The organism is Desulfosediminicola ganghwensis, from assembly GCF_005116675.2.
In the GTDB taxonomy this organism is placed as follows: Bacteria; Desulfobacterota; Desulfobulbia; order Desulfobulbales; family Desulfocapsaceae; genus Desulfopila; species Desulfopila ganghwensis.
Map to the genome: position 1 here is coordinate 1,472,810 of NZ_CP050699.1, position 20,806 is coordinate 1,493,615.

Consider the following 20,806-nt stretch of genomic DNA (forward strand, 5'->3'; position numbering starts at 1 on the left):
TTACTCCTCTCCCTCTTTCTTGAGAACCATAACGGTTTTAGTAACTATTTTTCTTCCGGATCGGGTTTCCGCTGTTTCCTCGATAAAGACTTTGTTCGGAATGATGTCTATAACGGTGCCACGCCTTCCGATTTTAGTCCCTACTGAAATGATGTATCCCTTACCGGTAAAATCCTCGACCATGGCGAACTGCTTTCCGCCACTTTTCAACATTCCCACTAGGTTGAGCTGGCCCGGCTCAAAAAGCTGCATGCCGGTTAACGTGACTTTCTTTTCGACAATTTCATCTGGTTGTACTTCGTTGGTAGTCGATTTGGTTGAGATAAAAGGCACGAATGGGTCTTTACGGTTCTCCAGGATGTATTCAAAATTCTCCTGAGAGGTTACAGCGGCGATCTCAATTTCACCATTTTGAGATTCTGCTGCTGAACCTGGCAATGGCAAAGAGATCAGCAGAGCGAGTGTAGACCCAGCAAGGCAGGTTCTCTTGCCTGTTTTGTGCGGGAAAAGAAATCCGAGTATTGAATGTTTCATAGAATACATCTTCCAGTTAGCTTTTATCTCTTCTTTTTGTTCTGCTTTGGAAGCTCTTTATTGGTAAACTGATACGTTACCAGCCTGCAGTCTGAATTCAGTAGCATTTCACCGCCTTCAAGCTTAGGCGAACTCATTTTTACATTGGAAACCGAAACTATGCGCTCGAGCTTGCTGACCCTGTCGAAAAAAGCCCCGACGTTGTGATATGGGCCACGTACGTTTATTGAAACTGGTATTTCGGCATAAAAATCTCTCGGTACGCTTGGCATTGGTTTGAACTGGATGAAATCCAGGCCGGCATGTCTTCCGAGGGACGAGATATCGCGAAGGAGCTGGGGGATTTCTTTTTCTTTCGGAAGAAGCAAAGATTTTTCAGCAAACTCATTTTGCACCTGTGCAAGGTCTGCCTCAAGCTTGGGGAGATCTTTAGCTCTGTTCTGTACTTTGTGGAGTTGAGTGGTGAGTTGGCGTTTTTTGTTCTCAAGTCTTTCTATTTCTTCAAAGTTTGGGCTGAGAAAAAAGAGATAGAAAATAAGTGCTGGAAGGACGAATACAGCAACGGCCAAGAGAATCTTGAATTTTTTCTCGAGGGGAATGTATTTGGTATCTATGAAATTATTAATTGCTTCGTTCTTTTTCATACCGTAAGTACTCGAGGTTATTTTTTCGCTTTAGCGACACTTTCTTCACCAGCCTTTGGCTGTGGCTGAGCGACACTGCATCTTAATGAGAAACTTTTCAAATCCCTGCCGGCGATTTTCTTCAGCGACGAGTCAGTGAGATCAACTGATTTTACAAAATCAGAGGCTTTCAGTATGTCCATGAACTGCGCCACAGTCTGATTATCGAGTGCGACACCAGACAGTTGGAGTGAACTACCCTGCTGGTTGAGAGAAAGCAGCCATAAACGCTCATTGTCGACTCTGTTTGCAACCTCATCAAGTACTCTGACTGTAAGAGAAGAGTCTGATTTCAGTTTGTCGATTACCGCTGTCTTTCGCTGAAGTTCCGCCATTGTTTTCTCAATTTCCTTGATTTTTGCCAGCGGTTTATTGTATTTGCGAATCTCAGCATTAAGAGTGTTGATGTTCCCATTCAGGGAATTGACTTTTCCAGTCTGGATAGAAAAGACAATCCCGAATAGGCCGAGAAATAAAACAAAGCCGGCCAGGACAGCAAAGATCTGACGGAGTGCATTTGCCCTTTGTTTAAGTTGCCGAACAGGGAGCAGGTTGATTCGAATCATAACTCTTCCATGATCGGGCCCACTGGCCCTTAAATTACAGATGGTCTAATGGCAATCCCGGTTGCAATGGCCATTTCAGGTCCGATACTGTTGAGATAGTCAGTGTCTATTTTTTTGGGGTCAAACCCCATATTTTTGAACGGGTTGAATAAGTTGACTTCCAGGCCTGTCTCCTGGGACAGGAAGTCGCACATGCCGGCAACTTTGGCACCGCCGCCACTCAGTACGATCTGTTGGAGCGGCATGTCGGGGTTGTTAGCATGGTACAGGTCAATAGCCTTTTTGATCTCAAGAACCCATTGGGTGCAGGTCGAGAGAAAAATTTCTTCGATGGTCTCCTGGTTTTCGCCGGCGGGCTCCTGACCGAGTTTGATCGCTTCCGCGTCTTCATAGTCAGTGTCAAGCGAGGCCTGAATCTGCTCTGTGAGCTGGCGGCTCCCTACTACGATATCCCGCGCCACGACTGATAGGCCATCGGAGATGATATTGATGTTCATTTTTGAAGCGCCGATATCAACCAGGGCAACGTTGGTGAGGTCTCGGGAGCATTGCTCGAAGGTGTTTTCCATTGCGAATCCATCGACATCCACCAGGACCACCTGAAGGCCGATGCCCTCAAGCATCTGCAGGTAATCGTCTATCACCTCTTTCTTGGCGGCGACCAGCATGACGTCAGTGCGCTCTTCACTTTCTTCCTGAGGTGTTATACGCTGAAAATCGAGGTAGACGTCTTGTATATCAAAAGGTATATATTGTTCTGCTTCGGCCAGAATATGCTCTTCGAGCTGTTTGTCGTCCATGGCATGCAGGTTGACCTTTTTAACGATCACAGAATAGCCGGAGATTGAAATGCCGACTTTTTTGGTTCGTATTTTCAGGTTGGAAAACAATTCGGCAATGGTCTTGCCGACTATTTCCGGCTCTACCAGAGTGCCATCGTCGACAGCTCCTTCGGGTAGCACAGCACTGCCGACGGAAATAACCTTGAATCCATTGTCTGTCTCCTTAAGTTGACAGACTTTTATTGCATGGGATCCAATATCCACGCCAATGACGAGATCCTTTTTTGATAGAAACGGCAAATTCATGGTCAATAGTTGGGCATTAATTTTTAAACTATCAAATAACCGAATTTAGCAGTACTGCGCTAAACTCCAGATTTCTCATACTTAGTCGTTATTAAGGACACAATTGAGTTGAATTGTCAAGGGAAACAGCAGGGCCAAAAGGTATTAATTTCTTTTTTTAAACAGTGATTTAGCAGGCACTGAGAGGGTGCTGAGAGTCATTCTCCACAATATATTGTCTACCAACCGCCCGATTACTCTCTATATAGTAGGTGTTGTTGGAAAAAATGAGTATTACTAGGAGCTGCAGGGAATCTGAAAATTGTCGGGGCAATGTCGCTTGTATTTAAAGTCTGGATAATGTAGCCTTGCTTTGTTTCTATCATCATGAATACTTTTCAAGCCGAAATGAGGTTCGAAGTTGACTAAAACGAACAATAAAAAATCTCTTGTCAGGGAATATATTGAAGCCATAATTATTGCAATACTCCTTGCATTATTTATTCGCACTTTCATCGTGCAGGCCTTTAAGATTCCTTCGGGTTCAATGTTGCCGACATTGAAAATAGGTGATCATTTACTGGTAAATAAATTCAGCTATGGGCTTAAGTTGCCTTTCACCGGCACAGTGGTGATCCCCTGGAAGGATCCGCAACGAGGAGATGTTGTGGTGTTCAAGTTCCCAAAAGATCGTTCAATTGATTATATAAAGCGTGTTGTCGGTGTGCCCGGAGATATCGTTGAAATAAAAAACAAGCGAGTCTATATCAACGGTACGGCTATCGAAGACCCCCATGCCCATTTTACCTCACAACTGGTAGTCAGCGGCAGGGAGAGCAATCGGGATAACTATGGGCCGGTAACTGTCCCGGATGGGTCGCTACTTGTGCTTGGCGACAACCGTGATAACAGTTACGACGGCAGATTCTGGGGATTCGTTGACCAAAGAGACGTGCTGGGCAAGGCCTTTATCCTGTATTGGTCATGGGATCTCGAGAAACCGCTACTTTCAATGGATAGGTTCACGTCGGTTCGCTGGAGTCGGATCGGCAGCCTTATAGACTGATAAACCTTTGAACACGGGTAACACCATTGCAGGAAAACTATAACTTCAAGCACAGGCATATCCTCGGTCTCGAGCAAATGAGCGCCGATGATATCTGCCATGTGATCAATACAGCACGCTCATTTAAGGAGGTCTCCGCACGGCCGATAAAAAAGGTGCCGACCCTCCGCGGTAAGACAATCGTCAATTTCTTTTTTGAGCCATCGACAAGGACCCGCCTCTCATTTGAGATAGCAGCCAAACGAATGAGTGCCGATACCTTCAATATCTCGGCATCGACGAGCTCCGCCACCAAGGGTGAGACCCTCATTGACACTGCGAGAAACCTGCAGGCGATGAATCCTGATATCATTATCCTTCGCCACTCCAGTTCCGGGGCGCCGCATCTTCTTGCACGTAATGTTCAAGCTTCGATCATTAATGCAGGGGACGGAACTCACGAGCATCCGAGTCAGGGGCTTTTAGACATCATGACTATCATGGAGCATAAAGGTAGTCTCGCGGGTTTGAAAATCGCCATAATAGGTGATATTGCCCATAGCAGGGTCGCCGGCTCTGATATCAGGGGCTTTACCACACTCGGTGCACAGGTTTACCTGGCTGGTCCCAAAACTTTCATGCCGGCCGCGATCGAGCAGATGGGAGCAGTTGTCTGTGAAGATGTGCGCGACGCTGTTCGCGATGCGGATGTGGTTATGGCGCTCAGGATTCAGCAGGAGAGGCAGAATGACTCCCTCATCCCCAGTCTGCGTGAGTATGCCGTCTGCTACGGCATTAATGACAGGTTGCTGCAGCTGGCTAAAGACGATGTGTTGGTAATGCACCCCGGGCCAATTAACCGAGGTGTGGAGATGAATCCGGATGTTGCAGACGGCGCAAGATCTGTGATTCTGGATCAGGTGACAAATGGTGTGGCTGTCCGGATGGCACTGCTCTATCTCGTGTTGGGAGGAGATAAACCGGGCGTGGAGCAGGGAGGCTGATATGGACGGATTAATCATTTTAAAAGGCGGGAGGGTAATCGACCCGGTAAATGGCAGAGATGAAGTTGCGGATCTCTGGGTTACAGATGGGAAGATTGTAGCCTCTCAGGCTGAGACGCCTGCGGATGCCAAAGTAATTGATGCGACTGGTTGCTGGGTGGTGCCAGGGTTGATAGACATCCATGTCCATCTCCGCGAGCCAGGCCAGGAGTACAAGGAGAACGTGGCGTCTGGTACCCAGGCTGCCGCGGCCGGTGGCTTCACCGCTGTGGCATGTATGCCCAATACCACCCCGGTCAACGATAACGGCTCGGTGACCCGGCTCATACTTGAGCGGGCCGAAGGCTGTGCCGCCAGGGTGTATCCGGTTGGTGCAATCAGCAAAGGCAGCAAAGGCGAATCCCTTGCTGACTACGCAGAGATGAAAGAGGCCGGCATTGTCGCTGTGACAGATGACGGAATGCCTGTTGTCGACAGTCAGCTGATGCGCCGGGCCATGGAGTATGCGGCAAGTCACAAACTTGTTGTCATGTCCCACTCTGAAGAAGAGGCGCTGGTTAGAAACGGTTGTATGAATGAAGGGCTTAACTCCACCCGGCTCGGGCTTCGTGGAATCCCTGCCGCAGCCGAGTCTATCATGGTCTATCGCGAAGTGGCCCTGGCTGAGCTTACTGGCACCCATGTCCATATAGCTCATGTGAGTTGCGAAGATGCCCTGGCGGTTATCCGCTTGGCGAAACAACGTGGGGTGAAGGTTACTGCCGAGACCGCTCCGCATTACTTTACGCTCACCGATGACGCCGTGTTGGGGTACAACACCAATGCCAAGATGAACCCGCCACTCAGGTCGGAAAAAGACCGGGAGGCGATCAGGGCTGCCCTGGCGGATGGTACTCTCGATGCAATTGCCACTGATCATGCTCCGCACTCCGTTTTAGAAAAAGAGCTGGAGTTCAACTACGCTGCCAACGGCATCACCGGGTTGGAGACATCCTTGTCACTCACTCTGGAGCTTGTGCGCCAGGGAGTAATTACCGAAAGCAGGATGGTTGAGCTGATGAGCGCCGGTCCTGCGGGCATTATCGGTGTAGAAGGTGGTCAGCTTGGTGAAGGGGCAGTTGCGGATATCACTGTGATCGACCCGGAAATGGAGTACGTCTTTACCGCTGAAGCGAGTTTTTCAAAGGGGAAGAATTCTCCCTTTAATGAAACAAAGATGAAAGGGCGGGCGATAATGACCTTGGTCGATGGCGAGGTGAAGTACAGGCTCTGATCATTTTTCGCATACCTGAGTCATTTTTTTAAAGGGCGAAAGAGCTTGTGCTCCTCGCCCTTTTTCTATTGGTGCGAAGTGAGGGCCGTCAGGTCTTGTGCGTTTTATGGAAATAAGGTTATATTTCGCAAGGTAATTTTCGTATCACATCAATACCGTGAGGTGATACCTCGGCCTGGTATGCGAGAATCATAACTCCTTTGTCGACGGCTTCTTTCAAGGTCTCGCTGTACACGGGGTCGATATGGGCAGCAGGTGCAAAGCTGTCTGTGTCCATGCGCTGTACCAGAAAGAATATACAGGCACCGTGCCCCTGTTCTGAAAGGATCATTAATTCCTTAAGGTGCTTAGTGCCGCGGGTGGTCACGGCATCCGGAAACATTGCCTGACCATTTTCAACAAGCGAGCAGTTTTTTATTTCAACATAGGTTGTCATCTCGTTATGGCTGACAGCCAGGTCGAGTCTGCTGGAGCTTGAAACCTTCACTTCTCGACGAATAGCAGTCACTTTATCGAACTCGGCAATTTGACCGTCGTTGATTGCTTCTGCAACCAGTCGGTTGGTGAGGCCGGTGTTCACGCCTATCCAGGTACCATTATTTTGTACCATTTCGAGAGTGTGGGGGTATTTTCTCTTCGGGTTGTCTGATATACTCATGGCAACCGGGCTGCCGGGTTCAGAACAGGAGCGCATGGAACCAGTATTCGGGCAGTGGATAGTGAGGGTGGAACCGTCGGTGAGTTCCACATCGACGAGAAAACGTTTGTAGCGCCGGATTAAGGTGGCAGTTGTTAGAGGTGGATTAAATTGCATGCTTTTTTTGGGGATGTGTGGTATTCCTGATAGGTTTCTTTATGAAAAACAATGACGTCGCGTATAAACGAAATTTATGAATTTCGTTCGTTGAGGCCCCGCAAGCGATCCTTGATTGCGGACATAGAGGCGGCATTAACACTTGTGACACAATACTCATAAAGGAGACGTATTGCCATGTATTTAGGTATCAACGGTCTTGGACGAATTGGGAAGCTTTCATTATGGCACCATGTATCGCGTAAGCACTTCTCAGGGCTTGTTGTTAATACCGGTCGCGAAGTCGGAGGCGGACTTGCCGATCTTGCAGCGATCATAGAGCGTGATTCAACATATGGACGGCTGGGTACGTATCTCCACGGCCATACGGCAGGGAGGATGATCCAGGAGCTTGATGAAGAGAAAGGCTCCATGGTGATTAATGGTGTTCCTGTACGCATACTGCGGGAAGCCAGAAATCCTCTCGATATTGCCTGGCGGGAAAATGATGTCAAGCTGGTGGTGGATACCACCGGTGTCTTCAAAGACCCCACTGCGGATGCCAGTGAAGGCCGTGGTGCAATGAGAGGTCATATGCAGGCAGGTGCGGAAAAGGTTTTATTGTCTGCGCCATTCAAGATTAAATCCAAAGGGCTGGATATGCCGGACGATGCCATTACCACGGTAATGGGCATCAATGACGACATGTACGATCCGGCCAGGCACAATCTCATCTCTGCTGCCTCATGTACCACTACCTGCTTGTCATACATGATCAAACCACTCATGGAGCGAATGGGAGCGGATCGTATTCTCAGTGCTTCAATGGTGACTGTTCACGCGGCAACAGGCAGCCAGCAGGTACTTGATCGTCTGCCCGGCGCAGGTGCAGCCGACCTCAGGAAAAACCGTTCGATTCTCAATAATATCATCCTGACAACCACCGGAGCGGCCAAAGCGCTTTCGTTGGTTATTCCAGAGATGGAGAAAATCGGTTTTATGGCAGAATCTGTCCGTATTCCGACTTCAAGTGGTTCCCTGATTATCCTGGTGCTCAATCTGCAGGATGAGCTTGATACCCCGACAAAGCGCGCGGATATCAACAGCATCTACAGAGAGTTTTCTGAGGTTACCCCATACCTCGAGTATACCGAGCAGCAGAATGTCAGCTCGGATATCCTCGGCACTCCAAGGGCTGCTGCGGTTATTGAAGCGTCTGAGACGCATACGCGTACCGCTGCTATTCCGGTCAACCTTGGTAAGGTCAAGGGGGCAACTGTTGCAGCTGGTGCCGATCCTGTCCTCAATGTACCGGTAACCCAGGCGGTGGTTTATGGCTGGTATGACAACGAACTTGGTAGCTATACCAATATGCTCGGTGATTTAACCGTCAAGGTTGCCGACGAAATGGTTTAAGTCGTTACCTGTGAATATCCGTAACATGGCTCCGGAAGACTGCGGGGCCATTTCCATTATCGAGCAGGAGTCTCCATCTCCGTGGACACCTGCTCAGATTCTTGCCGAACTCCCCCTGCCCGAAAGTATTGTGCTTGTCTCAACCGATGACGATGGTAACATTAATGGCTGGTGTTGTTCTCGCTATTGCGGGCCTGAAGCCGAGTTGCTGAAGATCGCGGTTGCGGCCTCCGAGCGCAGAAAAGGTGTGGCGCAAAAATTGCTCAGAGTTCTTATCAAAAAACTGGCGGCTGTTAACGTCAGTAGTCTCTTTCTTGAAGTACGGTCGAAAAATGAACCGGCGTGTAAATTTTATTGTTCCCAGGGGTTTGCTCAAGTTGGCGAACGCGCTGGGTATTACGCGAATCCCAGGGATAATGCCTTGATTTATAGGAAAGAATTGCTCTATATTGATGGTTGAAGGTGCTATTTTCTTCCAGTTAGACAACCAGCCTTGTTCCGGAGATTTTACGATGAAGACTATATATGATTTAGAACTGTCGGGCAAACGTGTGCTCGTGCGCGCCGATTTCAATGTGCCGATGGATGATGGCGGCAATATAACCGATGACATTCGCATCCGTATGGTGTTGCCGACCTTGCAGCATATCCTTGAGCAGGGAGGCTTACCGGTTATCTGTTCCCATATGGGGCGGCCCAAAGGGCAAAGGGTGGAAGCGTTCAGCCTGCGCCCGGTAGCGGAACACCTGGCAGCCTTAATTGGGAAAAAAGTGCATTTTGCCACCGATTGTATCGGCGAAGAGGCAGAAAAGGTCGTGGCGGCAATGGCAACAGGCGAATTAGTCCTGCTGGAGAATCTGCGCTATTATAATGAAGAGACAGCCAATGATCCGGATTTTTCCAAAAAGCTAGCCCGCCATGCTGAGGTTTACATAAACGATGCTTTTGCCTGCTCGCACAGGGCGCATGCCTCTGTGGTAGGCGTTGCCGAATTGGTCAAAGATAAAGGCGCCGGCATGTTGCTCCAGACAGAAATGGATTACTTTCACAAGTCGATGGATAATCCTGTTCGTCCCTTAGTTGCTCTGGTTGGTGGTGCAAAGGTGTCATCGAAGATCGGTGCACTTGAGAATATGCTCGGCAAGGTAGATAGTATGGTGATCGGCGGCGCAATGGCCAACACTTTTCTAAAATCCATGGGAGTTGAGGTCGGTGCCTCAAAAGTGGAAGATGATCTGCTCGATACTGCCAGAAATTTCATAGCCGCAGCCGAAAAACAGGGAGTAAAGCTCTATCTGCCGGTGGATTTTGTGGCTGCTGACTCATTCAGTCCCCACGCAGTTACCAAAAACGTGACCTACAAGGATATCCCGGAAAACTGGATGGCCCTTGATATTGGGCCGGCAACCACTATCCTATTTCAGGAAGCGTTGGCTGATGCCAGAACCATTGTCTGGAACGGGCCAATGGGAGCTTTTGAGATGGACGCCTTTGCGCGGGGAACCATGGCTATCTGTCAGGCTGTCGCCTCATCACATGCACTGTCCATAACTGGTGGCGGCGACTCAAATGCGGCAGTGAAGAAGTCTGGTGAATCCAGAAATATCTCGTATATGTCCACCGGTGGTGGTGCCTTTTTACACCTTATGGAAGGGAAAGAGCTGCCGGGTGTTATTGCACTTGGCGACTAAGACGTAACCGGTCGAGTCTGTTTACGTCATAGCAAAATTTCAAAGAGGATCATCATGAGAAAATCGTTGATGGCCGGTAACTGGAAAATGCATACCACCCGTGAGGATGCATGCCGGTTGGCTGAAGAAGTTATGAAGCATTGTCCCACCTTTGCGGATCGGGAGGTGCTTCTCGCTCCACCCTACACCGTTATAGCTGCGGTGGCTGAAACGGTTTCAGGCAGTGATATCATTGTGTCGTCCCAGAATGTCTGCTGGGAGGAACAAGGCGCTTTTACCGGTGAGATTTCACCGGTAATGGTTAAAGATGCTGGTGGTAGTGCGGCCATTATTGGCCATTCAGAGCGCAGGCAGCTGTTTTTTGAGACTGATACCCTGATAAATCAGCGGGTAAAAGGCGCTCTGGATTTTGATCTCATGGCCCTGCTTTGTGTCGGAGAGACCCTGACAGAACGTGAGTCGGGCCAAATGCTCAATGTCCTTGAAACCCAGATTAGAAACGGATTGGCCGGGGTGAGAGCCGAGCAGATGGCCAGGGTTGTTATTGCCTACGAGCCAGTCTGGGCTATTGGCACAGGCAAAACAGCAAGCAAAGAGCAGGCACAGGAAGCTCATGCTTTTATCAGGGAACTTATCTCAAAGTTGTTTGAAAAAAACGTTGCTGAGCAAATGAGAATATTGTATGGTGGCTCGGTCAAACCAACCAACGTAGATGAGTTGATGGCGCAACCCGATATAGACGGTGCGCTGGTTGGCGGAGCCGCTCTGGACGCTGAATCGTTCGGGCGTATTATTAATTACCAGAAGAACTAAAAGAAGGTCTGAATGGATACATTACTCACAATTGCACACGTTGTCGTTTGCCTCTTCCTGGTAGGCATTGTCCTGCTTCAGCAAGGTAAAGGCGCCGATATAGGTGCAAGCTTCGGTGGGTCCAGTCAGTCACTTTTTGGCTCAGAGGGCCCAATACCACTGCTGAATAAAATCACCACGGCAGCGGCTGTAATTTTTATGGTAACTTCGTTGTCTCTTGCCTATATTTCATCGGAAAAAAGTGCTGGATCTGTGATGAAAAGTGTGGTAAAAGAGCAACCCGCAGCAGTTGAAGAGGCAAAACCTCTTGCCCAGGAAGATGCAGTTCTTCCCGCAGCAGAAGAGACAGAAGCAGCAACAACTGACAGCGAAACAAAATAGACACACTCTTTGAGTGCCGAAGTGGTGGAATTGGTAGACACGCTATCTTGAGGGGGTAGTGGGCCACGCCCGTACGAGTTCGACTCTCGTCTTCGGCACCATTTATATAAAACCGTAAATTACTGAACAGTAATTTACGGTTTTTTTTTATCCATTTTTTTAAATTGGATTTTCAGGTTGCTTTTGAATCTCAGCAAGGATCGATCGGGAATTAGGCGTGAGAATACAGACGTATAGGTTCAGTTGATTATATGCCTGATAAAAATACGCTGAAAGAATTGGAATGAAACGCTGCCCTGGTAGGGTGTAACTTCTAAATCTTTTTTTTATCCTCCCTCAAATCTTACGCTGAGGATGCTGGTAATCTCATTGTGTGTTGTCGCCATGTTGTCTATGTCTATAAACGACTATCCATCTATTCCCCGCCACCTTGTAATCATTGACCCCTTAACGGTTTCTCACTATCATCTGCTTTTCATGTAGGCAATCGAAATGTATTCAGTGAGGCAAGAATGAAATTTCTAGAGGCGAATCTTCTCGATCATCTTGAAAGACCTGAGTTTGCAGACCTGTATTCAGCCCTGGAGCCCGAATATCATGCCAAGGGGAACTTTGTCAGTCAGCCGGGTGATCAGCGCAATCGAATCTTCATTGTTGTGCATGGCCGGGTGCGTATTTATCTCGGTTATGAGGAAAAGGAGTTCAGTCTCGGTATTCTGACGCGCGGAGATATCTATTCGAGCCATACCCCTACATTTGTGCAGGCGCTTACTGACGCAACCCTGCTTACCGCCAACGTTGAGACTTTCCGGCAACGCATGGTCGGTGACCCTGAAATCACCAAAGCCATGGTACGGGTGCTGGGTAATATTCTGGAGCGTTCTTTCTCAATAATTGACAGCCTTGCCTTTAAGGATGTGGGTGCACGTCTGATAGCTCTGCTCTCCTACGAAGCGAGAAAACACGGATCAGTGCAGGGTGATGGTTCAATTGAGGTTGAAATAGATCTGTCGACCGAGCACCTGGCTCGTCTTGTGGGCTCGTCGAGGCAGACGATCTCAATGCTCCTCAATGAACTTATACGTGGCGATCTTGTTATCCGGCCACGGCGGGGACTCTATGTAATTCAGGACATTCAGGCCCTGGAACATGCTGGTGGGATAGGTATCCAGTAAGCGGTATTGTTTTTTTCTTTTTCCTCTGTCAGGTAGACGACAGTTTTTTAACTGACGACGGTGTACTGATGTACATACCTAGTGAGGTAAACCGGGTTTCCTGAGCGTAAAAAGATTTCGGAGGAGAAAAGATGGCTAAAGATAGTGGTGATGTGAAGAACAAAAGCATCTGGGAAGATGCTACGAAAATGATAGAAAAAGCGGCCAGGGATGGCGTGGAAACTGTCTGGGATCGTTTTGAACAACAAACACCCGGGTGCAAATTCTGTGAATTGGGGTTGACCTGCAAAAACTGCAATATGGGACCATGCAGGATCAGCCTCAAAGAAAACGGCAAGATGCAGCGTGGAGTTTGCGGGGCTGATGGTAACGTCATTGTAGCCCGAAATTTCGGCCGCTTTGTCGCTGGTGGCTCTGCTGGACATTCCGACCATGGCCGGGACCTGATTGAAGTACTTGAAGCGATAGTGGAGGGCAAAGCCAGTGCTTACACCATCACGAATGAAGAGAAGCTGTACCGGGTCGCACAGGAGGTAGGAGTAGCCACCGATGGCAGGACAAAGCAGGATGTGGCGAGAGAACTGGTCGATGTCTTGTTTGCAGATTTCGGCAGCAGAAAAAAAGAACTGGCCTTTATGGGCCGGGTTCCCGAGAAGCGAAAAGAGATCTGGCGGCAGTTGAATGTAATTCCCCGGGGGGTGGACAGGGAAATAGCAGAGATGATGCACCGCACCCATATGGGGTGTGATAATGACGCGATTTCCACCATGCTGCACTCAGCCCGGACGGCCTTGGCAGATGGTTGGGGTGGCTCGATGATTGGGACTGAATTGTCGGATATTATTTTCGGAGTACCGACCCCCGCTGCATCGAAAGTAAACCTGGGAGTGATCCGGAAAGAACAGGTCAATATCCTGGTGCATGGCCACAATCCGGTGGTCTCAGAAATGGTTTTGGCAGCAGCCCGTGATCCGGAAATGATTGCCAAAGCAAAAGCAGCCGGCGCGGAAGGCATCAATATCGGTGGATTGTGTTGTACCGGCAATGAGCTGCTCGGCCGTCAGGGAATTCCCATGGCAGGCAACCACCTGATGACGGAACTGGCCATAGTGACCGGGGCGGTGGAAGCTGTTGTGGTCGATTACCAGTGCATTATGCCAAGCCTGGTTCAGGCGGCTGCGTGTTATCATACCAGGTTTATCACGACTTCCGACAAGGCGCGTTTTACCGGTGCAACCCATGTGTCATTTGATACTTCAAGAGCAGCGGAGCAGGCGCGCCAGATCGTCGAAATGAGTATTGAGGCATATGGTAGTAGGGATAACTCAAGGGTTGAGATCCCGGTGGAGCCGGTGGATATAGTCTCAGGTTTCTCCAACGAAGCCCTGCTGGACATGCTGGGAGGTAGTCTTGAACCGTTGCTTGAGGCCATTAAGGACGGATCGATCCGTGGTGTCGTGGCGATAGTTGGCTGCAATAACCCCAAATTCACCCACGATTCACAGAACGTGGGGCTCGCTAAAGAGCTCATCAAGAGAGATATTCTCGTGCTCGCCACCGGCTGTATCACCACAGCGGCAGGAAAGGCGGGACTGATGGTTCCAGCAGGTGCCGAAATGGCAGGGCCGGGTTTGCAGAAGATCTGTGGCGCTCTTGATATACCACCGGTGCTGCACTTCGGCTCATGTGTTGATAATTCGCGGGTCATCCAGTTATGCGGTAGTATTGCCGACGCTCTGGGCGTTGACATCTCTGATCTTCCGGTCTGGGGCGCTTCGCCTGAGTGGTATTCGGAGAAAGCGGTGGCTATTGGCGTTTATTGCGTGGCTTCCGGTATTCCGGTGCAGATCGGTACCCCGCCCCAGATCACTGGTTCAAAGCTGGTGACTGATCTGGCAACAGGTGGGCTGGAAGACGTTTTTGGCGCATCATTTCTGGTGGAAGCGGATTACAGGATTGCGGCAGAGAAGATGGATGAGCGGATCAAGGCAAAGCGTAAGGCGCTTGGGCTTGGTGAGTAGTCACAATTCAGGTTGTAAAGGGTGGGGCAGTACACGGCAATAACATTGCTGTGATACGTTCAACTGTACGACAGATCACAGACAAAGAAAAAGGGGGTGTTCCGTGTGAACACCCCCTTTTTCCGTTCGGCGAATTACAGGCTGATACCAGCTTATTTCTTTAGTGCACCAATGGGCAGAACGGTACGGCCGTACTCATTGTTCAGTACCTGCGCCATGGCAAAATAGATCGCGCTCGCGCCACAGATGATGCCTTCAAAGCCGGCAATGGTACCGATCAACTCGCTGCCGGTGAAATCGCGGGCAGCAAGCAGAAAGAACAGCAGCGTCAATGAACCGAACACAAACTGTTTGGCCCGGGGATAGCGGAGTGAGCCGACAAACATGAAGGTGGTGAAAATTCCCCAGAGGAGAAGGTACCAGCCCATGAAGCTATGTGGACTTGCAGGTAGTCCCATATGCGGCATGGTGAGCAGGCCAACAAGGGTAAGCCAGAACAGTCCGTAAGAAGTAAAGGCCGTGGTGCCGAAGGTGTCACCCCGGAAAAAGCACATGATGCCGACGATTACCTGGGCTATACCACCATAGAAAATGCCCATGGCAAGAATCATGGAGTCGATGGGAAAGAACCCGGCATTGTGAATATTGAGCAGAATAGTTGTCATACCGAACCCCATAAGTCCTAGGGGTGCGGGATTGGCAAGTTCGCGAGACATGTTTCACCCTTTGTAAATGAATAATTCCAGCCACCGTTGATGCTACTGCGCATCAGGTGCAAAAGAAAAAGGGAGGAACTTACAGAAAGACGGGGAGTAAAGCAATTAAAATTCACGAAAACATGTTGTGATATGTACTTCGCAAAGTGATAGTTCTACCTCTGTGATGAGGGAATGTGCTGGTATCTCAAAGATATTCAGAAGCCAGGATGTACCGCTCTCATAGATGACAAAAATGCAGAATGTCGAATGAGGTTTTACGGCATATCCTCAAAGCGACGGGTTGAGCTCATTCGGCAGAAATATTCTCTATGTGGACGCGGGGTGAGAACCTCGATGTCCTTTGCAGGGCAACCTCATATTATGACCCTGCAGTAAGGTCCTAGCGTTATGAGTAATTCTCCGCAGGCATCTGTGGGTAACGTAGCGGGAGCCTCTCAAACGGTTTGGCAGAATCGGGCATAGAGTAAATTTGAAGGTGAAATTGACCGTTTGTTTATGCGAGATGATCTTTAGCTGCGAAAAGTCGGGTAAAGGTGTCATGCGTAGACATCTGTGTGGACTGTGTTACAATCAACAAAGAAAATTGAATTATGTTGTGAACAATTCTTGACCTTGTCCCGGGGCTATGGTAAAAACACGTCTCCTTGCTACGGGAGAGCAGAAACTGCTCAACCGTCCGGGTCAACTACCTGATATCAGCAGTCCGGATACCAGGCAGCTTTAACCGGAGCAATCATATTGCTGTTATGTGCCGAAGTGGTGGAATTGGTAGACACGCTATCTTGAGGGGGTAGTGGGCCACGCCCGTACGAGTTCGACTCTCGTCTTCGGCACCAACATATAAAAAAGCCGGAATCACTGAAAAGTGATTCCGGCTTTTTTCGTTTATACCGTTCTCGAATTATAATTCCCCATGAGATAGCAGAGGTTTCGAATTCTGGTCCCTGCATAAACAAATAATCTGATCACCAAGACTCCACAGCTAAAGGTTGATGCGTGGCAGAAGCAACGGGGACCAGAAGTGAAACTGCATGATAATCGATTTTCACGAAGCAGGAGCACATCGCCCAATGATAGGGTAATGTTTGATGGTGCAGGACTGTGGCGTATGTAACTCTGCTGAAAAAAACTCAGCGGATCAAGCTTTGCTCTGGAAAGGAGAAGAGTATGGGGACGGATGGCTATAATCCAGCTTTGCATCATCTGGGCAGGCGTTTGCGGTTGGCAGTGATTGGTGGCGGCCCTGGATCGTTTATCGGGGGAATGCACCGGCAGGCGGCCAGATTGACTGACTGTTACGAGTTGGTTGCTGCAGCACTTTCCTCAAACCCGGAGCGCGCAAGACAAGGCGGGAAAGATCTGGGCCTTTCAGAAGATCGCATCTACACTGATGGACTGGAGCTGATTCGATCCGAAGTGGCCAGAGACAACGGTGCAGAGGTTGTGGCGATCATGACACCGAATGACAGTCACTTTATCTATGCGGCTGCCGCAATGAAGGGTGGTCTGGATGTGATATGTGATAAGCCGATGACCAATACTCTGGATGAGGCAGAGAAGCTTGTCGACATGGTAGCGCAGACAGGGCGGATATTCAGGCTTACGCATAATTACACCGGCTATCCACTGGTTCGTCAGGCAAAAGCCATGGTGGAACAGGAGGAATTAGGTGAGATTCGACTGATTCAGATTGAGTATGTGCAGGGCGGCAAGGCTGATGAGTCGAAGGCAGATCCGACAGGGGCAAATGCTCCCTGGCGTTATCGAGTTGAAAAAGGTGGTCCTTCTCTGGTGATGGGGGATATCGGAACCCATGCCCATAATCTTATCAGATATGTGACAGGACTGGAGGTTGCGGAGGTTGCTGCAGAGGCAGGTGCCATAGTACCGAACCGGCTGATTGACGATTATGCCGGGGCCATGCTCCGCATGAATAATGGTGCGCGGGGGAGTTTCTGGGTAACCCAGGCCGCGGCGGGGGTGGAGAATTCGTTGCAGTTTCGAATCTCCGGAACTAAAGGTACTTTGGAGTGGGGCCAGGAGGTTCCGCAGCGTTTAACTTTTAAGCCCCTTGGCCGGCCGGCAGAGGTGAGGACACCAAACGGCCCCGGAACTTTGATGCTTTCCGCATATGCCAGCCATATTGTTGCAGGGCACCCGGAAGGTTTTCCGGATGGATTCGCCAATATTTACCGGGATGCTGCAGAAGCTATAGCTGCAAAACGTGCTGGTGTTCAACCAAGGGGGGAGGCGATGACCTGTCCTGATGAAAAAGACGGACTAGCCTCTATCCGCTTTGTGACAGCTGTGCTGAAATCCTCTGAGCTTGAGAGCCGTTGGGTTGGAGTTTAGTTGTTTCTTCTAACTATCAGAATTGTAGAGGGTTCTCTAAACTTTTTCAGGCTGAAGATTGGGGTTGAATAATCGTTCTTGTTAATGTCGTCTTGGACCGGACGGATAAGCGTTATGGTCATGTGTCTAATTATGCCTATCAATCAAGTGTAGTTATTTCCGATTGAAAATAATCATTCAAAAAGTTAGGTTTGGGGTGCTGGTGGTGTAAATCCTTAATCGTCTACGATTAATCTAACTCAACAGGGTGACTTATGATCAAGCAAATGGCATTGTGCGTTACGTTGGCCTTGAGCGCTGGTTCAGCAATAGCTGCTACGGAGATAACGCCGGGTGGTCCCTGGCTCACACCAAATCAGCAGGTTTCATTATCGAGGATCAGCACATACGAAGATCTTGAGAAGAAACTTTTTCAGTTAGAAAAATCTTCCAAGGGTCTGGTGGAGCTGGAGGTAATTGGGCATTCCGGGCAGGAGAGAAATATCTATCTGGCAAAAGTCGGTAATCCTGCAAACACTCCCGTTATGATAATGACTCAGCAGCATGGTAATGAACAGATGACCACAGAGGCTGCGTTGCAGGTGTTGCAGCAACTTGCCACCGGCAACAGCAAGGTAATGTCGATTCTCGATAAACTTTACGTCCTGATGATTGTACGGGCTAATCCTGATGGTGCTGTGTTGGATACCAGGGGAAACACTGACCCATCGGCACCTCCGCGCAACTCAGGGAGTTGTTTTGCCAGTGATGGCACGGTTATTGATGAACTACTTGATCAGGGGCGAGGGGTGTATTCCACAACTTTCGTGGATGCTGATGGAGTCCTTCAATCGGACTATGATATCAACAGATATCATTGGCACGATTGGTCGCAGAGTGATCAAGTCGTCTGCAATCCAGGGCTGTCAGGCCCTGCATTTGATCCAGATGTCAACCCGGTACCTGAAGCTCAGGCAGTTCTTGATGCCTTCAACTATTATGCCCCTCTCTGGATTGCAGATTTTCATCATCAGGCGACATATGTCACAGATGATGGTGAAAATGTCACGAGCTCAATTCTCTGGCCGAGAAATGAGAATGTTGAGGCGGGGGTAGTCGATCTTTCGAAACAGTTGTGTGTGACAATCTATGAGCATATGCAGCAATTTGGTTTCTCGACTGTAACACTTTATCCTGGTGGTACCTTCCCTGGAATTGCCAGGAATGCTTACGGACTTGGTGGCTCCGGTTCAATTCTCGTTGAACTGAAAGGTGCAATAGGGCAGAAGCAAAGTGGTATGATCATTAAGCACGCCTCAGAACAAATGTGGGCTATACTGGAGGCCACCGCAAACGAAAGCCTTTTTGGGATAGATCCGCTATTGGCTGATGAGATACCGGCAGATCGTTACTTCTATTACAAAGATTTCCAGAAGTCGGCAGATGACAGTGAAGAATAGATCACGGCAATCTCCTGATTGGTTGCCGTCAGCTCTCTGCAGCACCATTTTAGTTTGCTGAGAGGTCGTTTCATGCTCTATTGGCCTGCGTTCCCTGTGAACAGCGGGCGGATAGAGCATGAAGCCGAACTGCTGGGCGATTATGAAAGGCATCATTATTGATATTGCTCACAAAACCCGCAAATTGTGAATTTCCAGATTGCGCGGCTGTAGTGGTTGCTCCCAACAAGCGTTCCTGAATTGGATCAGGTTTTAATAAGGCAGTCCGACCGTACTTCTTTTTTTGCAGAACTGATTTTCGCAGGCAAGGTGTTCATATTATTTAAAAGGTTAGGCTTTTGCTCATTATGTGTGCTGAATACGTGGTGGTTTCAGTAGATTTTCTCAATGAGAAAGATTCCTGATTGTGGTATTGACTCGTGAAAGATAGCGCTTCAGCTGTATTTGTAATTATTCTTTCAACGAGCAGTTACCATGTTAAACAATTCTGTAGATTCTCCATCAGAGCCAAGTCCCTCGGCTCTGGCTCTTTTGCCGCTTGGCGTTTTTCTTCTGCTATTTATAGGGGTTGGCGGTTATTTGACCATGCAGGGGGTAGATTTTGCCTTCTATCAGCTTCCTGCCCCCGTTGCCGCCTTGCCTGCCGTTATCCTGGCACTCATTTTGAGTAAGGATAAACTCAATAAGGCACTCGAACATTTTCTGCGCGGCGTAGGCCATAACGATATAATGGCCATGTGTATGATCTATCTGCTGGCAGGCGCATTTGCCGCTGTTGCCAAGGCAACGGGTGGTGTTGATGCCACTGTCAATCTGGGCCTGTCTCTGTTGCCGGCGAGTTTTATCCTGCCTGGCATATTTATTATTTCAGCTTTTATCTCAACAGCCATGGGCACTTCTATGGGCACCATTGCTGCTGTCGCCCCCGTGGCGTTGGGAATTGCGCAGGTGGCAGGCATTGATACATCCCTGATGGCTGGTGTGGTCTTGAGTGGTGCCATGTTCGGCGATAACCTGTCTATCATTTCCGATACCACTATTGCGGCAACCCGCTCCCAGGGCTGCCACATGAAGGATAAATTCAGGGAAAACCTGTTTATTGCCCTGCCTGCAGCTGCTGCAGCAATCGCCATATTCATGATGAGCAACAGTGTTACCGATGCTCCGGCAGCAGAGTCTTTTGAGTGGATCAAGGTACTTCCCTATATAACGATCCTGGTATTGGCCGTTTCGGGGTTGAATGTTTTTGTGGTTTTGGGAATTGGCATTTTGCTGGCTGGAACGATTGGTATGGTTTCGGCAGCGGATTATACCCTGGGAAATTATGTAAAAGATATTTATGCAGGTTTTGGCAATATGCAGGAGATTTTCCTGCTCTCCATGCTTATCGGCGGCATCGGTGAATTGATGCGAAGACAAGGTGGTCTCGCCTGGCTTACAGGTCTGGTTGGGCGGGTAATCGGTGCGTTCAGCAAGGATCATAACACCGGCAGTAACCTGAAGGCAAGTGAGCTGGGGATCGCTGGGCTTGTGGCCCTTACCAATGTCTGTACAGCGAACAATACTGTCGCTATTATCGTTTCCGGTGGTGTGGCCCGCAAGCTGGCTGAGGAAAACGGGGTAACAGCAAGGCGGTCCGCAAGTCTGCTGGATATTTTCTCCTGCGTCATACAGGGCTTGTTGCCCTATGGTGCCCAGGCATTGTTGCTTGGTTCGGTTTTTGCGCTTTCGCCTCTTTCTGTGGTCTCACATTCGTACTATTGTTTGTTGCTTGCAGCATCAGGTATCATTGCGGTTTTTTTGAAACGTCGAAGGCAATAACCGGCGGGTTGTC

19 protein-coding genes and 2 tRNA genes are annotated in these 20,806 nt (G+C 49.1%); 15 read left to right on the forward strand and 6 right to left on the reverse strand.

All coding sequences use genetic code 11. The annotated features are described in order from the left end of the window. The 4 genes from FCL45_RS06305 to pilM are packed head-to-tail and all read right to left on the reverse strand — an operon-like array spanning position 1 to position 2,871. On the reverse strand, positions 1-534 hold the full coding sequence (locus FCL45_RS06305; protein ID WP_167495826.1) for a pilus assembly protein PilP: 534 nt from the start codon (positions 532-534) through the stop codon (positions 1-3). A 23-nt stretch (positions 535-557) separates the two neighbouring features. Further along, on the reverse strand, positions 558-1,178 hold the full coding sequence (locus FCL45_RS06310; RefSeq protein WP_136798574.1) for a type IV pilus inner membrane component PilO: 621 nt from the start codon (positions 1,176-1,178) through the stop codon (positions 558-560). A gap of 17 nt (positions 1,179-1,195) precedes the next feature. Next, complete coding sequence (locus tag FCL45_RS06315) at positions 1,196-1,783, reverse strand: PilN domain-containing protein (RefSeq protein ID WP_136798575.1); 588 nt, start codon at positions 1,781-1,783, stop codon at positions 1,196-1,198. A gap of 29 nt (positions 1,784-1,812) precedes the next feature. Continuing rightward, the gene (gene pilM, locus FCL45_RS06320) at positions 1,813-2,871 is read right to left on the reverse strand and encodes a type IV pilus assembly protein PilM (RefSeq protein WP_136798576.1); all 1,059 of its coding nucleotides are present in this window, start codon (positions 2,869-2,871) and stop codon (positions 1,813-1,815) included. A 400-nt stretch (positions 2,872-3,271) separates the two neighbouring features. Here pilM and lepB point away from each other — a divergent pair, with 400 nt between their 5' ends. Genes lepB through FCL45_RS06335 form a run of 3 tightly spaced genes read left to right on the forward strand, consistent with a single transcriptional unit; the run spans position 3,272 to position 6,172 of the window. Next, positions 3,272-3,916, forward strand: a complete 645-nt coding sequence (lepB, locus tag FCL45_RS06325) for a signal peptidase I (protein ID WP_136798577.1) — start codon at positions 3,272-3,274, stop codon at positions 3,914-3,916. A gap of 26 nt (positions 3,917-3,942) precedes the next feature. Next, entirely contained in the window at positions 3,943-4,899 is a 957-nt protein-coding gene (locus FCL45_RS06330) for an aspartate carbamoyltransferase catalytic subunit (RefSeq protein WP_136798578.1), read from the forward strand. A gap of 1 nt (position 4,900) precedes the next feature. After that, a complete protein-coding gene (locus FCL45_RS06335) occupies positions 4,901-6,172 on the forward strand; it encodes a dihydroorotase (RefSeq protein WP_136798579.1) in 1,272 nt (423 codons plus the stop codon). A gap of 118 nt (positions 6,173-6,290) precedes the next feature. Here the strand turns inward: FCL45_RS06335 and sfsA are convergent, their stop codons facing one another. Further along, a complete protein-coding gene (gene sfsA, locus FCL45_RS06340) occupies positions 6,291-6,986 on the reverse strand; it encodes a DNA/RNA nuclease SfsA (RefSeq protein ID WP_136798580.1) in 696 nt (231 codons plus the stop codon). Between the two features lie 177 nt (positions 6,987-7,163). Here sfsA and FCL45_RS06345 point away from each other — a divergent pair, with 177 nt between their 5' ends. The 8 genes from FCL45_RS06345 to cooS all read left to right on the forward strand — a co-directional run bounded on the left by FCL45_RS06345 (position 7,164) and on the right by cooS (position 14,462). Next, positions 7,164-8,381 carry a type I glyceraldehyde-3-phosphate dehydrogenase gene (locus FCL45_RS06345; RefSeq protein WP_136798581.1) on the forward strand — a complete coding sequence of 406 codons (1,218 nt, stop codon included), beginning with the start codon at positions 7,164-7,166 and terminating at the stop codon, positions 8,379-8,381. A gap of 10 nt (positions 8,382-8,391) precedes the next feature. Next, the gene (gene rimI / locus FCL45_RS06350; RefSeq protein ID WP_136798582.1) at positions 8,392-8,841 is read left to right on the forward strand and encodes a ribosomal protein S18-alanine N-acetyltransferase; all 450 of its coding nucleotides are present in this window, start codon (positions 8,392-8,394) and stop codon (positions 8,839-8,841) included. 52 nt (positions 8,842-8,893) lie between these two features. Then, on the forward strand, positions 8,894-10,072 hold the full coding sequence (locus tag FCL45_RS06355; RefSeq protein WP_136798583.1) for a phosphoglycerate kinase: 1,179 nt from the start codon (positions 8,894-8,896) through the stop codon (positions 10,070-10,072). Positions 10,073-10,126: 54 nt separating this feature from the next. Further along, positions 10,127-10,885 carry a triose-phosphate isomerase gene (gene tpiA, locus FCL45_RS06360; protein ID WP_136798584.1) on the forward strand — a complete coding sequence of 253 codons (759 nt, stop codon included), beginning with the start codon at positions 10,127-10,129 and terminating at the stop codon, positions 10,883-10,885. Between the two features lie 12 nt (positions 10,886-10,897). Then, entirely contained in the window at positions 10,898-11,266 is a 369-nt protein-coding gene (gene secG / locus FCL45_RS06365) for a preprotein translocase subunit SecG (protein ID WP_136798585.1), read from the forward strand. A gap of 15 nt (positions 11,267-11,281) precedes the next feature. Next, positions 11,282-11,367, forward strand: a tRNA-Leu gene (locus FCL45_RS06370). A 411-nt stretch (positions 11,368-11,778) separates the two neighbouring features. Then, a complete protein-coding gene (locus tag FCL45_RS06375) occupies positions 11,779-12,441 on the forward strand; it encodes a Crp/Fnr family transcriptional regulator (RefSeq protein ID WP_136798586.1) in 663 nt (220 codons plus the stop codon). Between the two features lie 131 nt (positions 12,442-12,572). After that, positions 12,573-14,462 (forward strand): anaerobic carbon-monoxide dehydrogenase catalytic subunit, encoded by a 1,890-nt coding sequence (cooS, locus tag FCL45_RS06380; protein ID WP_136798587.1) that lies wholly within the window; start codon positions 12,573-12,575, stop codon positions 14,460-14,462. A gap of 152 nt (positions 14,463-14,614) precedes the next feature. On the opposite strand, the gene FCL45_RS06385 is transcribed toward cooS, so the two are convergent. Then, on the reverse strand, positions 14,615-15,178 hold the full coding sequence (locus FCL45_RS06385) for an acetate uptake transporter (protein ID WP_136798588.1): 564 nt from the start codon (positions 15,176-15,178) through the stop codon (positions 14,615-14,617). A 753-nt stretch (positions 15,179-15,931) separates the two neighbouring features. Between FCL45_RS06385 and FCL45_RS06390 the strand changes: the two genes are divergently transcribed. From FCL45_RS06390 to FCL45_RS06405, 4 genes are all read left to right on the forward strand, one after another. Next, positions 15,932-16,017 (forward strand) — tRNA-Leu (locus tag FCL45_RS06390). 331 nt (positions 16,018-16,348) lie between these two features. Next, positions 16,349-17,533: a Gfo/Idh/MocA family protein gene (locus tag FCL45_RS06395; protein WP_136798589.1), complete on the forward strand. Its 1,185-nt coding sequence runs from the start codon at positions 16,349-16,351 to the stop codon at positions 17,531-17,533. 254 nt (positions 17,534-17,787) lie between these two features. Further along, positions 17,788-18,972, forward strand: coding sequence for a M14 family zinc carboxypeptidase (locus FCL45_RS06400; RefSeq protein ID WP_136798590.1), 1,185 nt, complete (start codon positions 17,788-17,790; stop codon positions 18,970-18,972). A gap of 474 nt (positions 18,973-19,446) precedes the next feature. Next, positions 19,447-20,793 (forward strand): Na+/H+ antiporter NhaC family protein, encoded by a 1,347-nt coding sequence (locus FCL45_RS06405; RefSeq protein ID WP_136798591.1) that lies wholly within the window; start codon positions 19,447-19,449, stop codon positions 20,791-20,793. Positions 20,794-20,806: the final 13 nt, after the last annotated feature.

Bases quoted from the DNA above. Each gene is read 5' to 3' on its own strand.
- FCL45_RS06345 (WP_136798581.1), top strand. From the start codon at position 7,164: ATGTATTTAGGTATCAACGGTCTTGGACGAATTGGGAAGCTTTCATTA.
- FCL45_RS06385 (WP_136798588.1), bottom strand. From the start codon at position 15,178: ATGTCTCGCGAACTTGCCAATCCCGCACCCCTAGGACTTATGGGGTTC.
- FCL45_RS06395 (WP_136798589.1), top strand. From the start codon at position 16,349: ATGGGGACGGATGGCTATAATCCAGCTTTGCATCATCTGGGCAGGCGT.
- pilM (WP_136798576.1), bottom strand. From the start codon at position 2,871: ATGAATTTGCCGTTTCTATCAAAAAAGGATCTCGTCATTGGCGTGGAT.
- cooS (WP_136798587.1), top strand. From the start codon at position 12,573: ATGGCTAAAGATAGTGGTGATGTGAAGAACAAAAGCATCTGGGAAGAT.
- secG (WP_136798585.1), top strand. From the start codon at position 10,898: ATGGATACATTACTCACAATTGCACACGTTGTCGTTTGCCTCTTCCTG.
- FCL45_RS06355 (WP_136798583.1), top strand. From the start codon at position 8,894: ATGAAGACTATATATGATTTAGAACTGTCGGGCAAACGTGTGCTCGTG.
- FCL45_RS06405 (WP_136798591.1), top strand. From the start codon at position 19,447: ATGTTAAACAATTCTGTAGATTCTCCATCAGAGCCAAGTCCCTCGGCT.
- sfsA (WP_136798580.1), bottom strand. From the start codon at position 6,986: ATGCAATTTAATCCACCTCTAACAACTGCCACCTTAATCCGGCGCTAC.
- FCL45_RS06400 (WP_136798590.1), top strand. From the start codon at position 17,788: ATGATCAAGCAAATGGCATTGTGCGTTACGTTGGCCTTGAGCGCTGGT.
- FCL45_RS06305 (WP_167495826.1), bottom strand. From the start codon at position 534: ATGAAACATTCAATACTCGGATTTCTTTTCCCGCACAAAACAGGCAAG.
- FCL45_RS06310 (WP_136798574.1), bottom strand. From the start codon at position 1,178: ATGAAAAAGAACGAAGCAATTAATAATTTCATAGATACCAAATACATT.
- FCL45_RS06315 (WP_136798575.1), bottom strand. From the start codon at position 1,783: ATGATTCGAATCAACCTGCTCCCTGTTCGGCAACTTAAACAAAGGGCA.
- FCL45_RS06375 (WP_136798586.1), top strand. From the start codon at position 11,779: ATGAAATTTCTAGAGGCGAATCTTCTCGATCATCTTGAAAGACCTGAG.
- tpiA (WP_136798584.1), top strand. From the start codon at position 10,127: ATGAGAAAATCGTTGATGGCCGGTAACTGGAAAATGCATACCACCCGT.
- FCL45_RS06335 (WP_136798579.1), top strand. From the start codon at position 4,901: ATGGACGGATTAATCATTTTAAAAGGCGGGAGGGTAATCGACCCGGTA.